Origin of the sequence: Pedobacter ghigonis (genome assembly GCF_903166585.1) — a bacterium.
In the GTDB taxonomy this organism is placed as follows: Bacteria; Bacteroidota; Bacteroidia; order Sphingobacteriales; family Sphingobacteriaceae; genus Pedobacter; species Pedobacter ghigonis.
The window spans coordinates 488,968-505,203 of record NZ_CAESCM010000002.1; the positions used below are offsets into that span (position 1 = coordinate 488,968).

Here is a 16,236-nt window from a genome sequence, read left to right on the forward strand (position 1 = left end):
ATTTGTTTGACCTTACCTTTAAGTAACAAACAAAACTAGCGTTCCCGAAATAACCTACTGATTATAATTTATTGTAAGCAGTAAAATAACAACTAATCAAACCTAAATTTTTTTTCATGACCAAATTTTACACCCGAAGAATCGGCATTCTCGCCGTTTTTCTGCTGGTTGTTACATCCGTATCAGCCCAGTTAAAAATTACCGGAGTTGTCAAGGGCTCCGACGATGGTTCAACCTTGCCAGGAGTATCGGTAAAGGTTAAACGTTTAAGCGCAGCTACCAGTACCGATGAGAAGGGAAGGTTTAGCATTGCTGCCGCCAAAGATGCTGTATTGATTTTTTCTTATGTTGGCTATAAACCCCGTGAGGTGGAGGTTTCGGGCCGGACTGAAATTAATGTTACCCTAACGGCAGATTCGAAAGCCTTAACCGATGTAATTGTAGTAGGTTACCAGAAGCAAACTACACGAAAAGCCACAGGGGCAATTCAGGTGGTTAATGCCGAACAAATTCAGAACCTACCCTCACCAAGTTTCGAATCGTTGCTGCAGGGAAGGGTTTCTGGTATTAATATTCAAACCTTTTCGGGCGAACCGGGTGTTAGAAATACCTTTACCGTTAGGGGGAATTCTACCATTAGCGGCAATTTAAATAGCGATGACCTTGATTTAGCCAGGACAATGAGTACGCCGTTATTCATTATTGATGGAATTCCTTTGTCGGTAACCGATTTAGAAGGATCATCGGCCACTGGTTCAAACTACCTGGCTGGTATCAATGTGAACGATATCGAAAGCATTGTGGTGCAAAAAGATGCTGCTGCTACAGCGGTTTGGGGATCGCGTGGTGCCAATGGTGTAATTGTAATTAAAACCAAAAAGGGAGCTACCGGAAAACCTGTTGTCCGTTTGTCTTACTACACAGGTTTAACCGAGCGCCCTGAATTGCAAAGGACCGTTGCAGGTGCAGAAGAGCGCCAGCAAAAGCTGGATTTATTGAGACAATATGGTACTTACGATCAGTTGGCTTCTATTCCTCAAATGTTAACAGATAGTATTAACCCTTCTTTTAACAATGCTACTGATTGGCAGGACCTGTTTTATAAATCAGGCAGAATTAGCAATTATGATGTTAACGTTTCTGCAGGTAATGAGTTGTTGAACTATCGTTTATCAATGAACTATTACGATGAAGATGGTATTGTTCGGAGCACAGGTTTTAAAAGATATTCGTTTAGAGGAAATTTTGATTTTAAACTTTCGCCTAAAGTAAATACCAATATGATCCTTGCAGCTTCAAGAATGGATAGAAAACGTGGACTAGGCAGAAATAGGGATGAAATTGTTCCGGTAAGTGCTGCTGCTATGCCTTCTTCTTTTGTAAAACTTACCGATCAGGATTACGATTTTTACTACGGGCAATACGATAAGATCAAAGATCAAAATCAATCGGATCAATTTAGTTTGTATAGCCAAACCAATGTAGATATTGTTAAAGGTTTGCAGTATTCGTTTCAAGGGTCCCTTTCAGGAAACTTAGAGAACCGCGATCGTTTTCAGCCATCAGAGCTTGATGCCAATGGCGTGTCATACGCATCAAGTAATAAATCAAATTACTTCAGTTATTATTTGGCCAATGTTCTAACTTTTACCCGGACAATTAATAAAGACCATAGTTTTAACATTGTAGGTATCCAGTCTTATCAGTTCGATCAGAGAAGGAAAACCTTTGTTGAAGGCTATAATGTACCGACCGATAACATTCAGGTAGTACAGGGAGTGCCACAGAAAGATTTGAGTGGATATTCTGATTTGGGTAAAGCTGCACTGCTTTCTTTTACAGGTCAGTTTTCTTATGATTATAAATCGAAATATATCTTAAACGCATCTTACCGTGCCGATGCTTCATCGCGTTTTGGTAAGGACACCAAATGGGGATATTTTCCGGCTGTATCATTAGCCTGGGTTGCTTCTGATGAGTCTTTCCTGAAAAATTTCGAATGGTTATCGTTATTTAAAGTAAGAGGAAGTTATGGTTTGTCTGGTACTCTTCCTGATGATTTCTATGCACCTTACAACGTTTGGGATGTAGGTTCGAGCACTTATGATGGAATTGTTACGGCATATCCGTCGTTTACTAAACCAATTACACAGCCAGATTTAACCTGGAACAAATCTGATCAGCTTAACATTGGTGCCGATATTTATTTGTTTAAAAACAGACTTAATATTTCTGCCGATTTTTATCGCAAACAAACTAAAAATCCAATATTAACCTTCCCGTTCCCATCATACACCGGCTACAGCCAGGTTTCTTACAACGTTCCATTAAAAATATTGAACGAAGGTATCGATCTTCAGATCCAGAGCAGAAACTTAAGTCCTGAAAGCAAATTACAGTGGACCACCAATTTAAACGTGAGTTACAATAAAAACAGATTGGCTTCGCTGCCTGATGGTAACAAAAGTTTCTATATGGATAGCAGGGGCTATAATCAATCGTTGTATTTTACCGTTGGCGGACCAGTTTATGGCTGGGCGCAAATGCTTTATCAGGGTGTGTACAACAACACAGGTCAAATACCTGTTAACCCGCTTACAGGAAAATACATCACTTATTTTAAAGGAAATTATGTAGTTAAACCTGGTTTCCCGGCCTGGAAAGATGTTAACGCCGATTACGATGTTTGGAGCGATGAAGATAAAGGAGCAGCCGACGGAGATTTAAGACCATCAGGAGATCCAAATCCTAAATTTACCGGTGGTATTTACAATGAGTTTAACTACAAGAACTGGTCGTTTAGCGTTTTAGGTACCTTTACATTAGGACGTGATATAATCAACAACCTTAAGGCCAATCAGTATGCAAACGTATTTAACTTCGGAAACCTGGCCGAAAACTTTGCAGGTCAACGTTTACCAGATTTAAGTCAGGTTGATTATTGGACACCTCAAAAAGCTACTAATCCTAATTACTCAGCTGGTTTCCCTGCTTTGAATCCTTACGGAAGTAACTTCTATCAGTTTTTACCATTTAGTACACTTTGGAATGAGAGCGGCGATTATTTTAAAATCAAAACCATCACTTTGGGTTACACATTTAAAGGGAATTGGTTAACAAAAGCAAAAATTAAAAGTGCCCGTGTTTACGGTATTATGGATAATATTTACAATTTCCAATCTGCTACAGTTCCTGATGCAGAGCTGGTTACGCCGCAGGGTGAATACACAGGAGGTGCTTACCCAATACCAAAGAAATACACATTTGGTGTAGAAATCACTTTTTAATCATTAAAAGGAACTTATCATGAAACGAAATACAAAAAAATATCTTTTAATTTCACTTCTGGCACTAACAAGCATGTTGGGCTGTAAAAAGGAAATTAATCTGGAACCTGAAAATGCAACCTACGATCAGGTATTTTGGGTGAGCGGACCAAACGTAGAAAAAGCTACGGCTGGAGCTTATTCTTTATTAAGAGATGCTTTCAGAGCTGACAGAAGCTACTTTATTTTTGGCGATTTAGCCGCTAACAACTTTAAGCTTGGTGGCGATTACTGGAATTATACCGCTTTAGTTAAAGACCAAAACTTCAACTTTAACTATGCCCCTTATTTAGAGGGAAGCGTTTACGACTGGAGCAGGTTTTACAAGGTGATTAATCAATGCCACCTGATTATCGAAAACATCAAAAACATTCCAGATAGTAAATTTACCGGCGGTAGAGCGCAAAAAAACAGGTTAGAAGGTGAAGCCAGATTTTTAAGGGCTTACACCTACTTCTATATTTCAAGAGTATGGGGCGATGTTATTTTAACTACCGAATCTTTTAAAGATCCGCTTAACATTCCGGCATTACCACGTACCGAAGAAGCTAAAACATTAGATTTTTGCCTTAAAGATTTATCGTCAGCTACTGCGCTATTAGATTATAATCAACCAAAAACCCACGCCAGCAAAGGTAGTGTGTTAAGTTTAACTGCTAATATCTATGCCTGGAAACACGATTATGTTAAAGCCCAGTTATATTGCGATAGTGTAATTACATCAAACCGCTATCAATTAGAAACTGTTGCCGACTATAATAAAATTTGGGCGGGTAATTCGAAAGAAAGTATTGTAGAACTCAATATGCTTTATGATGCGGTGAGCAGTGCCGAATCAAGCGGTGGTTTCTTTAATGTTTTCCTTTCTGATCCGTTTATTAAAGACAGAGGAACAAACAGTGTATGGTCTGCTACTGATATTGCAGACGAATTATTTGCTGATACTGAAACCCGCTACGATCATACTTTCGCGACAGCAAGTGATGGTAATACCGTGCTTTTAACCAAATATTTAAACGTTAATTATTACGATCCCAACGATGCTACCAAATATGTAGTAAGCAATAACCTGGTATTGGAAAGATTGGCAGATATCTACTTGTTAAGGGCTGAAGCCAGATTTAAAAACAATAACCAGGCTGGAGCGCTTACCGATTTAAATTTTGTTAGACAAAGGGCTCAACTGGCCGATTTTAGTGGTTCGGGAGAAGATTTGTTTAATGAAATATTAGATGAAAGAAGGAGAGAGCTATTGGGTGAAGGTTATAACGCATTCGATATCATTCGTATGGGTAAACTGCAATACCTTTTTCCTGATGCCTATACCACCCCGCGTATTGCACAAAAAGGGTATTACTGGCCACTTAATATGAGGACTTTAGCCAAGCAAAATCCATTATTAACTCAGAACGAATGGTGGAAAGGCCATTTTTAGAAATCAAAAACAACAAGAAGATGAAAAATATATTTAAAACATTATTTGCTGTTTTAGCACTGGCTGTTATGATATCGGCCTGTAAGAAAGATGATTACTTTGTAGGTGGAACCTTGCACAATGCAAAGGTGAATATGACTACATACGATTATTTAAAAAGTAACAGCAGCAAATTATTCGATACGCTGTTAATCCTGGTGGATAAAGCCGGATTAAAAGATAAAATAAACCAGTCGGGTGCCAGCTTTTTTGCCCCAACCAATTACGCGATCAGAAATTACCTGAGTTATAAAACTACTTTAATACAGGTTAAAGATCCTACCAAACGTTACACTTTAGATTCATTAATCAAGTATGACCTTAGTCATTTTACCGATTCAATAAATGTTTATCTGATTCCGAAGAAAGTCGAATATGCAAACATGACGAACGATGGTACTTTGTATGCTACCTCAAAAACAGGCGTTAATGCTGTTGTGTCTTTCGAGTACACCGACGATCCAAAACTAGGTTACAATTCCAATAGTGCCAACAGGCCTCAGATTATGTACTACACTTTTCTAATTAAGCCACTTACTGCACCAATTGTGGCCTCAGAGATTTCGGCTACAGATGGTACCAGGGTTAAGGTACAAACCTCAGGGATTGAAACCAATAACGGCATGTTGCATGTATTGGCTAACGATCATGTACTCTATTTCACCAGGAAAAAATAAGGGTATTGTTTAAAAAGATAAATTATATGAAAAGATATCAATATAGCCTTCTGGCATTGTTCGCAATAGGCGCATTTGCTGTGGCATGTAAGAAATTACCTGATGGATTTATTAGCAGTGGCATTAGGTATGAAGAATCTCCGGTTACCATTCAACAAGGAAGATTAAGGGTAAGCACAGCTTTAAACGTAGATGGTTCCAGTCAGCCATTAAGCATTAAAGTGCTCCATTATTATGATAAGGCAACCGGGAAAATAGTAGACGATATGTTTGCTAAGCAATATAAAATAAAAGTATGGACAGGTGCTTATGATCCGCTGGTAGATACTACCGTTGCAAGAATCCAGGCTAAACAAAAGGATTCTTTGGTTAACCCAATAACCGTTAATAAGGCCAGTGGACAAATTGAAGCCAACTACACCAGTATCAATATTCCCATTGGTAGTTATCAGTTTGATTTGGAAATTACCAATCCGGCAGGCACCAAAACCTATCCTAAAATCGGATCATTTGATGTGGTAACAGCACCAACTTACGAGATCCCTTCGCCGGCAACCAATGGTGCACGTAAAGTTGGCGACGAAACTAAAAATGTTGGTTTACAGGCTCCGATTGTTACGGTTACTAAAATTGGCGATGGCGATAACAAAGTGATCTTAAAGTATACCGATAAAAATGGTGTAATTTTCAATCCTGCTGCAGGTGAGGTTACTTATCGACCGCAACCAGGTTTAACTACAGGCTCGTTGCAGACCATGAAAATGTATGCCATGAAAACAGAGTTGTTTTCTAACCGTACTGAGTTTACTTTTGGTACCACGCCATTCCCATTAATTTCTTTAGGTAACGGATTGAATTACTATTACAGGATTCCGACACAATATTTGAAGTTTGATAACCCGGCGTTACCAAACGATCAGTATTCTGCCAATCCACGTTTCTCATTCCAGTCTTTTCAGCCGGGAATTTATGAGATAACCGTAAAACTTCCTGATGTAACACACAGATAATAATCATGGTTATTTTTAAAAGCCTGCATTTGCCAAAAGCAATGCAGGCTTTTTTATTGGTAACATTTCTAATGCGATTTTTGATTAACCACACAATAGTTTGATATTTAGAATCCAAACCAACTAACGCAATGAAATTCAGATTTGTACTAGCTACCTTACTAATAGGAGGTCTTATGGCCCAGGCCCAGCAAGGCCCTAAAAAAAATCAGTCAAAAGAAACCGTTACCACCACACAGGTTACCGTTAAAGAAGAAGCCAAACCGGGGAATAATGAGCGGAATATAAAAGTAGAAAGTACAGTGGTGAGCAACCACTCGGTAACTATTGATGGCAAGGCCGTACCCTATAAGGCAACTGCCGGCACCCTGCCTGTTTGGGATGAAGAAGGGAAAGCCATTGCAGGTTTGTTCTATACCTATTACGAACGCAGTGATGTGCAAAACCGAGATAAAAGACCCCTGGTGATTTCTTTTAACGGCGGTCCGGGTTCTGCATCAGTTTGGATGCACATTGCCTACACTGGTCCGGTGGTATTAAATATCGATGACGAAGGTTACCCTGTGCAGCCTTATGGATATAAAGAAAATCCATATTCGATTTTAGATGTAGCCGATGTGGTGTACATCGATCCGGTAAACACAGGTTATTCGAGAGCGGTAAGTAAAGATATTCCAACCAACAAATTTTTTGGCGTAAGGGCCGATATTAAATACCTTGCAGAATGGATCAATACCTTTGTAACTCGCAACAACCGCTGGGCCTCGCCTAAGTTTTTAATTGGTGAGAGTTATGGTACCACGCGTGTTTCGGGGCTAGCTTTAGAGCTGCAAAACAATCAATGGATGTACTTAAACGGAGTGGTATTGGTTTCACCTACCGAGCTGGGTATTGAGCGTAGCGGTCCGGTTGATGCAGCTTTACGCTTGCCTTACTTTGCAGCCACAGCCTGGTATCATAAAGCCCTGGCTGCAGATTTACAAGGTAAAGATTTAACAGCAATGCTGCCCGAGGTAGAAACTTTTACCATTAACGAGCTCCTTCCGGCCATTTCGCAAGGCGGTATGCTTAGTGCCGATAAAAAGAAAGCCATTGCAGGTAAAATGGCCCGTTACTCAGGCCTTTCTGAAAAGGTTATTTTAGATTACAACCTCAACGTGCCTACCGATTTTTTCTGGAAAGAATTATTAAGGGATAAAGGTTTTACCGTTGGTCGTTTAGATTCGCGCTATCGCGGTATAGATAAAATGAGTGCTGGCGAAGGCCCTGATTATAATGCTGAGTTAACTTCGTGGCTACATTCTTTTACGCCGGCTATTAATATGTACCTGCGCAACGAGCTTAACTATAAAACAGATTTAAAATACAATATGTTCGGCTCGGTTTATCCCTGGGATAAAAGTGGCGACCAAACCGGAGATAACCTGCGCCAGGCCATGGCACAAAACCCTTATTTACATTTGCTGGTACAATCGGGCTACTACGATGGTGCCTGCGATTACTTCAATGCCAAATACAGCATGTGGCAATTAGATGCCGCCGGTAAATTACAGGATAGGGTAAGCTGGGAAGGTTACCGTAGCGGGCACATGATGTACCTGCGTAAAGATGATTTAAAAACGGCCAATAACCATATTCGCGAGTTTATTAAAAAAGCCCTGCCAAAAGCAGGAGAGGCTGCTAAGTTTTAGCCAGGCTGATCGTCATCTCGACCGACGCTCAGCGGAGTGGAGAGATCTATGTGGATAGATTTCTCGACTTTGTTGCACCCGAAAGGACACAAATCCAGAGTTGACAACTTTTACAGGCACAATGCCATTTAAGTTGTCAACTCTTTACTACAACCTTTTTAGCTTCATTTGAAGCGCAATCCCGGTGTAAAAATTAATGTCAGTCCTGCTTTCCATTACAAGTCCGCACTCGTTCCTCGTTTGCGGGCCTTCCATTTCAATCAGGGCTATATAACTTGGTGCGATGGTACGGAAACCCCTCATAGTAGCAAAACCTACGTAAACTAAACCCGACCATAGTGAGATGCCGGTTTAAGCAGCTGTTTTTTATTTATTTATGGTGTGCTTGCTTGTTTCACAGGTTTCGACCGGCAGAAACGGGGGCGGGACTGTTTTAACCTAAAGATAGCTGCAATTGCTTTTCAAATCGTAAATGATAATAATCGGCTTTGCGACAAGTATTTGTATAGTAAAACTCTAAACGAAAAACACATCACTGCAAACTAAAAATAATTACTTATTTTTGTGGTTCAATTATGCAGCAGATAAAAACATCATTCGATTTTGAAAAACCTATTGCCGACCTGGTTCAGCAGATAGAGAAAGTTAAGCAAGTTGCCGAAAAAACTAAGGTAGATATGTCTGCCACTTTAGATGAGCTTGATGGTAAATTAGATGAAACTACCAATAACTTATATAAAAATTTAACCGGTTGGAACAAGGTTCAGATGAGCCGTCACCCAGACCGCCCGCAAACACTCGATTATATCAACATGATCTGTGATGATTTTATTGAGTTGCACGGGGATAGAACAGTTAAAGATGATAAGGCTATTATCGGTGGTTTTGCTTCAATAAATGGCCAAACAGTAATGGTTATCGGTCACCAGAAAGGTAAAAACACCAAAGAGCGTCAGTACCGCAATTTTGGTATGGCTAATCCTGAAGGGTACCGCAAAGCTTTACGTTTAATGCGTTTGGCTGAAAAATTCAACAAACCAGTAATTTCTTTTATCGATACCATGGGCGCTTACCCGGGGTTAGAGGCCGAAGAACGCGGACAAGGCGAAGCCATTGCCCGTAACTTGTTAGAAATGTCAATCCTTCGCGTGCCGATTATCTGTGTCGTGGTAGGAGAGGGCGCATCAGGTGGAGCTTTAGGTATTGGTATTGGCGATAAGGTATATATGCTTGAACATACCTGGTATTCGGTTATTTCTCCTGAATCTTGTTCATCTATTTTATGGAGAAGCTGGGATTTCAAAGAAAAAGCAGCAGAATGCCTTAAATTAACTTCCGACGATATGTTCGGCAATAAGTTAATTGACGGAATCATTCCTGAACCTTTAGGCGGCGCACACCAGGATCCTGAATTAATGGGACAAACCCTAAAAGAATACATTGTTAGAGATTTAGCTTCTTTAGGTAAGCTAAAAACCGATAAACTGATCGAACAACGGATTGATAAATTCTGTGCGATGGGTGTTGTTAACGAATAATCATCATTAACTAAAATAAATTTGAATCCTGTTTGGCTATGCCTGGCAGGATTTTTTTGTTAGGCAATTACCAAAACCTCACAGGTTTTAAAAACCTGTGAGGTTTATTTTACCACATAAAAGCAGCTACAAATTAATGCAGCTGCTTGTAAGCTATTTTAAGATCCGCTTACTATTGCGGAGCTTGTTGCGGGAAGAACATCGATAAACGGCCTTCCAGGTTATTAAATGTTTTTTGAAGCTTGTCACTCAATTTATCCTGACCAGCTGCCTTACTGGTTTTAATCATTCTATCCAGATAGTATAAACCTGTTTGGATATTCTGAGAACCCGTTAAGCCTTTTGATTGGGAAATATCGGCCAGATAGTTTAATTCCTTACTGATGTAATCACCCGATTTTTCTAAAATATCGTTCGCTCTGGCAGTTTCACCCAGTTTATATAAGTTTTCGGCCATGTAGAACTTCACAACTACTGTACGGATACCGAAGAATTTATCAGGCATTACCTCATAATATTTATCCACAACTTTTTTAGCTTCTGCTATTTTACCATCTTTAATCAGGCTGTTGGTTAAGCTGCTGAAAATATTGGTGAAGATAAAAGTGTCATCTGATGATTGTGGATCTAAATATTTAGCGGTTTTCATATTACCCCATTTAAATTTAGTCATCACGTTATTGTATAAAGCTGGCGTATTTAACTGCTCCGGACGTTCATCTGTCGAAGTAGTGTCGGCTTTAAACGGCAATAAACGTAAAGCTAAACCTTCGCTGTATAAATATTTGTCTAAACCGTTATACTGCTCAGAAGGTACTGTAGAAGCGAAATAAATCGGACGTTTCCAGTTGTTGTGCGCAAGGATATCGAACATCGCTAAAGTTCCTTTGGTGACATAACCTTTGTTAAACTTCCAGTCCATTTCGGTAGTAATTTTCGAGGCATCTGCCGCCGAAACCGTTCCGGTACTTACTACCTGCTGCGGATCTACCGTAATTTTAAAGTTTTTGGTTGGCAGGAAATTAGATTTCGATCCATCCTGCATAGGTACTTTATCGCTCTCATCGTTTGATAATAACAAATCAACCACGTTTTTAAGTTCAACGTTGCCAGCAAGTTTATAATCATCGTAAGGCATTACATCGCGCTCACCCTGTACATACTGCTCAGGTTTCATGGTAATTGGCAATGGAGCAGACTCATTTTGTTTTTGACGCAAGCCGTTAATATACCAGTCAGTATCAAATAAACTCAGGTTTACAATACGCACATCCGGACGTACATTTTCTACCTCCTGAATATACCAAAGCGGGTAGGTATCGTTATCGCCATAAGTAAATAAAATGGCATTAGGCGCACACGATTGCAGGTAATCTAAAGCAATATCATGTGGAACCAGTTTGGTAGAACGGTCGTGGTCATCCCAGCCTTGCTCGGCCATAATAACCGGCGCAGCCAATAAGCCAATTACTGTTGCCCCAATGGCACCTGCCGTTGGGCTTACCTTCTTAAATACCCATTCTTTGAGGGCTAATGCCCCCAAACCAATCCATATGGCAAAAGCATAGAAAGAGCCTACATAGGCATAATCCCTTTCGCGTGGTTCAAGCGGTTTCTGATTTAAGTATAGTACAATTGCAATACCGGTAAAGAAGAATAACAAACCAACTACACCAGCATCTTTTTGGTTGCGTTTAAAGTGCCATAAAGCACCTATGATACCCATAATTAAAGGTAAAAAGAAGAAACGGTTATAAGCTTTGTTATCAATGGTTGATGGTGGCAAATTGCTTTGATCGCCACGTAACCACGAGTCGATAGGTTTAATTCCGCTAATCCACTCACCTTCAAAACCGCTACCCTGACCCTGCTCGTCGTTTTGGCGACCAACAAAATTCCAGAAAAAGTAACGCATGTACATGTAACCAATCTGATAGCTAGCCAAGAAACCAACGTTATCAACCAGATTAGGATTTTTAGAATCGTCTAAATGCATCCACTCTTTGTAAAACTGGGCATGTTTAGGGTCATCGCTATACATGCGAGGCAACAAAGTATTGTTATTGTACTGGTAATCGGTTTTTTTGCCGGCTACTTCGTATTTCTCTTTTCCTTTTCTCCAGATGGTTTTTCCCTCTGTTACACCCGTTCTTTCTGAGTTGTAGTTAGGGCCATAACCTAATGGTCTGTCGCCGTATTGCTCACGGTTCAGGTAGCTTAAGAAAGAGAAAGCATCTTTAGGTGCACTGTTATTTAAGTTCGGATCGGCTTTAGCCCTGATAATGATCATGGAAAACGATGCATAACCGAAAATAATCAGTACTGTAGAAATTAAACCCAGGTTTAAAAGTTTCTTTTGGTGTTTAATTGAATAGCGGATACCCCAAACCAAGGCGCCGATTAATATAATGGCAAAGAACAAAACACCAGTTCCAAAGCCCATACCCAATGTATTTACGAAGAATAAATCGAAGTATGCACCAAACGAAACCAGGTATTGGATAATTCCGTACTGGATTACCGCCAGAATTAAAATCCCAACAACTAAGGTTTTAAAAATACCGCCTGTGGTAGCTTTATCGGTTCTTTTGAAATAATAAACAAAAGCCAGCGCGGGGATAGTTAATAAGTTTAATAAGTGGATACCGATAGATAACCCCATGATATAGGCAATGAATAGCAACCAGCGATCAGCCCGCGGCTCGTCGGCATGTGCCTCCCATTTAAGGATAGCCCAGAAAACAATCGCAGTAAATAACGACGATTGTGCATAAACCTCCGATTCAACTGCCGAGAACCAGAAACTATCAGAAAAAGTATAAGCTAGTGCACCAACAGCTCCGGCACCCATAATGCTGATCAGTTTACCAGTGGTAAGCTCTTCGCCTGCTTTAACAATGGTTTTTTTAGCCAACGCAGTGATTGTCCAAAATAAGAATAAAATAGTTGCTCCACTCGAAACGGCCGAACCTACGTTCATCCAGTAAGCAATCCGGGTTAAATCGCCGGTAGCAAAAATAGAGAAGAACCGTTGGATCATTAAGAACAAAGGTGCTCCTGGCTGGTGAACAACCTGCATCCTGAATGCTGATGCAATAAATTCGCCGCAATCCCAGAAGCTCGCAGAAGGCTCTAAGGTTAAAACGTAAGTTAGTGTAGCAATTAAAAAGCAGATCCAGCCTACTATATTATTAACTTTTGAATAATTCATTGGTTTGTTTAATGATATTAAAAATTGTTTTTACATAAAAATGCTGCCGAAATTAACTATTCTAGTCGATAAAACAGGTAATTTTTTGGATTGATTTAACAAAATTTAACGCCTTAATCCCGTTCGCTTCGAGGATTTTGGCCAATCCGGAAAATAAAAAACCACGGACCTGAAATGTAAAATCTGCCCGTGGATTAAAATTTGAACTGTTTTTAGCTTAGCCTGTTGCAAATGGGGTAAACCTGATAATGTGATTGTTGTATTGTTTTTCGAGGTTTTTGCTTAACCCGTCTTGTTTAAAGGCTTCTGTAAGTTTTACCATTTGCCCTAAATAGGCCAGGTAAAAGCGCACATCCTGCTCTGCGGCGAGCTGGTTTTTGCTTTCTGAAACGTCTGCCAAATGCGTGAGCTCCTTGTTGACATAATCGGCAGTTCTTTTAATCATTTCATTTGCCCGATTCAGGTCGTTTAAACGATAGAGGCTTTCTGTAAAATAATAGGTGCTCATTACCTGGCGCATGCTGTAAAATTTAGTGGGAATCACATCCATAAATTTATTAGCTGCCTTTTTGCTTTCCGCAATTTTACCTTCGTTTATCAGGCCATTTAATAAACCGTTAAACATGTTCGATAGCATGGTTACATCATCCGATGACTGTCTGTCTAAATGGTTGGCATTTTTAATGTTACCATAACCATAAACGTTCATCAGGTTGTTGTATAAAGGTATAATGTTAATGCGGTCAAAATCTTGTTCAATTGCCGTATCTGGTTTTAAAGGCAGTAGCCTTTTGTTCAGTCCTTCCGAGTATAGGTATTTATTCAGTCCTAAATATTGCTCATCGGGCATTGCTCCGGTAAAATAAATCGGGCGTTCCCAGTTATTATGGACCAAAATATCAAATAAAGCGAGCGTGCCTTTGGTTACATAGTTCTGGTTAAATGTCCACTCCATGCTATCGGAAATCTTGCCTGCATCCTCTTTGGGTACCGTGCCTGTATCTAAAACCTGCTGCGGACTTACCGAAAGTTTCAGGTTTTTGGTTGGCAGCACATTGTATTTTGAACCATCGTTCATGGTTACCTTATCCGCGTCGTTATCCGATAGCAGTACATCCAGGATTTCTTTCAGCTCAATACGCTGCGTAATTTTATAATCCTGGTAATACATAATGTCGCGTGTTCCGGCTACATATTGGTTCGGTGTTAAAGTAATAGGCAGGGGCTCCGATTGGTTTTGTTTCCTTCGCATCCCATCAATGTACCAGTCAGCAGTAAATAGGCTTAGGTTTACTACACGTACATCTGGACGAATGTTTTCCACTTCCTGTGCATACCAAACCGGATAGGTGTCATTATCGCCATAAGTGAATAAGATGGCGTTTGGTGCGCACGATTTTAAGTAATTAACCGACATATCGTGGGCTACATGACTATCCGATCGGTTATGGTCATCCCAGCCTTGTTCGGCCATAATAAGTGGTGCAGCAAATAAAGCGATAATGGAGGCGAAGATACTTGCGCGTAGGGGAGTTAGCTTTTTAAACGCCCAGTCTTTTAACCCGAATACACCTAAGCCGATCCAGATGGCAAAAGCATAAAAGGAGCCAACATAAGCATAATCTCTCTCGCGTGGCTCAATGGGCACTGAGTTTAAATACACGACAATAGCAATACCGGTAAAAACAAACATTAAACCAACAACACCAGCGTCTTTCTGGTTGCGTTTGAAGTGCCAAATCGCACCAATTAGCCCGATAATTAAGGGTAAAAAGAAGAAACGGTTATAGGATTTGTTTTCTACAATTGATGGTGGCAGGTTTTTCTGGTCACCTAATCGGATGGCATCTATAGGCTTAATGCCGCTTAACCAGGTGCCTGGGCGACCCCCAAACTGGCCATCTTCATTATCCTGCCTGCCCACAAAATTCCACATAAAGTAGCGCATGTACATTTGGCCGGTTTGGAAAGAAAACATGTATTTCAGGTTCTCAATTAAGGTTGGCTTATGCGTATCGTCAAAGCCCATGTAATTTTTATAGAATTTAACATGCTCAGGTTTGTCGCTGTACATGCGTGGCGCAAGGGTTTTCTCGCCAAAAACATATTCTGATCTGGTACCCGCCGATTCGTATTTTTTTTCTCCTCTTCTATACAACTGTCCGGTTTCTTTAATGTCGATCTTTTCCGAATTGTAATTCTCGCCATACAACAAAGGCCTGTCGCCATATTGGGCACGGTTTACATAACTTAAAAAGTTAAATACATTTTCGGGATCGGTATTATTTAAATTGGGTTTGGCCTGTGCCCTGATAATTAAAAGTGCAAAAGAACTGTAACCAAATAAGAGCAATACGGTAAATAACAGGATTAAATTTAATGCCCTTTTGTTTTTAAGAATGGAATGGCGGATGCCGTATACCAGCCCTCCGATAAGCAAAACAGCAAAGAACATAACACCGGTTCCAAAACCAAAACCCAGGGTATTTACAAAGAAATAATCAAATTTGGCTGCAGCCGCTATAAGGTATTGGATGAGGCCAAATTGTACAACCGCTAATGTTGCAATTGAAACCAAAAATATTTTTACAACGCTTTGCCAGGTCGGTTTAGGGAACTTTTTAAAATAATAAACAAATATTAAAGCTGGTATAGTTAGCAAATTCAGGATATGCACGCCAATAGAAAGGCCCATGATATAAGCTACAAACAATAACCAGCGGTCTGCTTTAGGTTCGTCGGCCTGCGATTCCCATTTTAAGATGCCCCAGAATACGATGGCTGTGCAGAGCGATGACAGGGCATAAACCTCTGCTTCCACTGCCGAGAACCAGAAACTATCAGAAAAGGCATAAGCCAGCGCACCAACCAGACCTGCGCCCATGATGCTGATTGTTTTTGGAGTACTTATAGCTTCACCTTTTTTAACAATGGTGTTTTTAGCGAGGGCAGTAATGGTCCAGAAGAGGAATAAAATAGTGCCTGCGCTGGCCAATGCCGAAGCTACATTCATAAAATAGGCAATTTTGGTTTTATCGCCTAAGGCAAGTGCTGAGAATAATCGCTGGATCATCGATACCATTGGTGCTCCTGGCTGGTGCACCACCTCCATTCGGAAGGCTGAAGCGATGAATTCGCCACAGTCCCAGAAACTTACAGATTGATCTAATGTTAAAATGTAGGTGGTTGCGGCAACAATGAAGCATAGCCAGCCCCCAATGGTGTTAATCCTTGAGTAATTCATAGTGAAAATTTAGTCTTTGATAATAAATGATTTAAGTGGTTCGCAGTAAAAAAAGTCGCAGAAAA

The 16,236-nt window shown here is 40.2% G+C and carries 8 protein-coding genes; 6 read left to right on the forward strand and 2 right to left on the reverse strand.

What is annotated here, in order from left to right:
* Positions 1–116: 116 nt before the first annotated feature.
* The 6 genes from HWV58_RS05340 (at position 117) to HWV58_RS05365 (ending at position 9,716) form a co-directional block, all read left to right on the forward strand.
* A complete protein-coding gene (locus HWV58_RS05340) occupies positions 117–3,287 on the forward strand; it encodes a SusC/RagA family TonB-linked outer membrane protein (protein WP_175633087.1) in 3,171 nt (1,056 codons plus the stop codon).
* A 19-nt stretch (positions 3,288–3,306) separates the two neighbouring features.
* Positions 3,307–4,761 (forward strand): RagB/SusD family nutrient uptake outer membrane protein, encoded by a 1,455-nt coding sequence (locus HWV58_RS05345; RefSeq protein WP_175633088.1) that lies wholly within the window; start codon positions 3,307–3,309, stop codon positions 4,759–4,761.
* A 20-nt stretch (positions 4,762–4,781) separates the two neighbouring features.
* The gene (locus tag HWV58_RS05350) at positions 4,782–5,477 is read left to right on the forward strand and encodes a fasciclin domain-containing protein (protein WP_175633089.1); all 696 of its coding nucleotides are present in this window, start codon (positions 4,782–4,784) and stop codon (positions 5,475–5,477) included.
* Positions 5,478–5,503: 26 nt separating this feature from the next.
* Positions 5,504–6,487, forward strand: coding sequence for a DUF5007 domain-containing protein (locus tag HWV58_RS05355; RefSeq protein ID WP_175633090.1), 984 nt, complete (start codon positions 5,504–5,506; stop codon positions 6,485–6,487).
* Between the two features lie 131 nt (positions 6,488–6,618).
* On the forward strand, positions 6,619–8,178 hold the full coding sequence (locus HWV58_RS05360; RefSeq protein ID WP_175633091.1) for a S10 family peptidase: 1,560 nt from the start codon (positions 6,619–6,621) through the stop codon (positions 8,176–8,178).
* Between the two features lie 575 nt (positions 8,179–8,753).
* Positions 8,754–9,716, forward strand: coding sequence for an acetyl-CoA carboxylase carboxyltransferase subunit alpha (locus tag HWV58_RS05365; protein ID WP_175633092.1), 963 nt, complete (start codon positions 8,754–8,756; stop codon positions 9,714–9,716).
* Positions 9,717–9,888: 172 nt separating this feature from the next.
* On the opposite strand, the gene HWV58_RS05370 is transcribed toward HWV58_RS05365, so the two are convergent.
* Complete coding sequence (locus HWV58_RS05370; protein ID WP_175633093.1) at positions 9,889–12,927, reverse strand: DUF2723 domain-containing protein; 3,039 nt, start codon at positions 12,925–12,927, stop codon at positions 9,889–9,891.
* Positions 12,928–13,144: 217 nt separating this feature from the next.
* Entirely contained in the window at positions 13,145–16,171 is a 3,027-nt protein-coding gene (locus HWV58_RS05375) for a glycosyltransferase family 117 protein (RefSeq protein ID WP_175633094.1), read from the reverse strand.
* Positions 16,172–16,236: the final 65 nt, after the last annotated feature.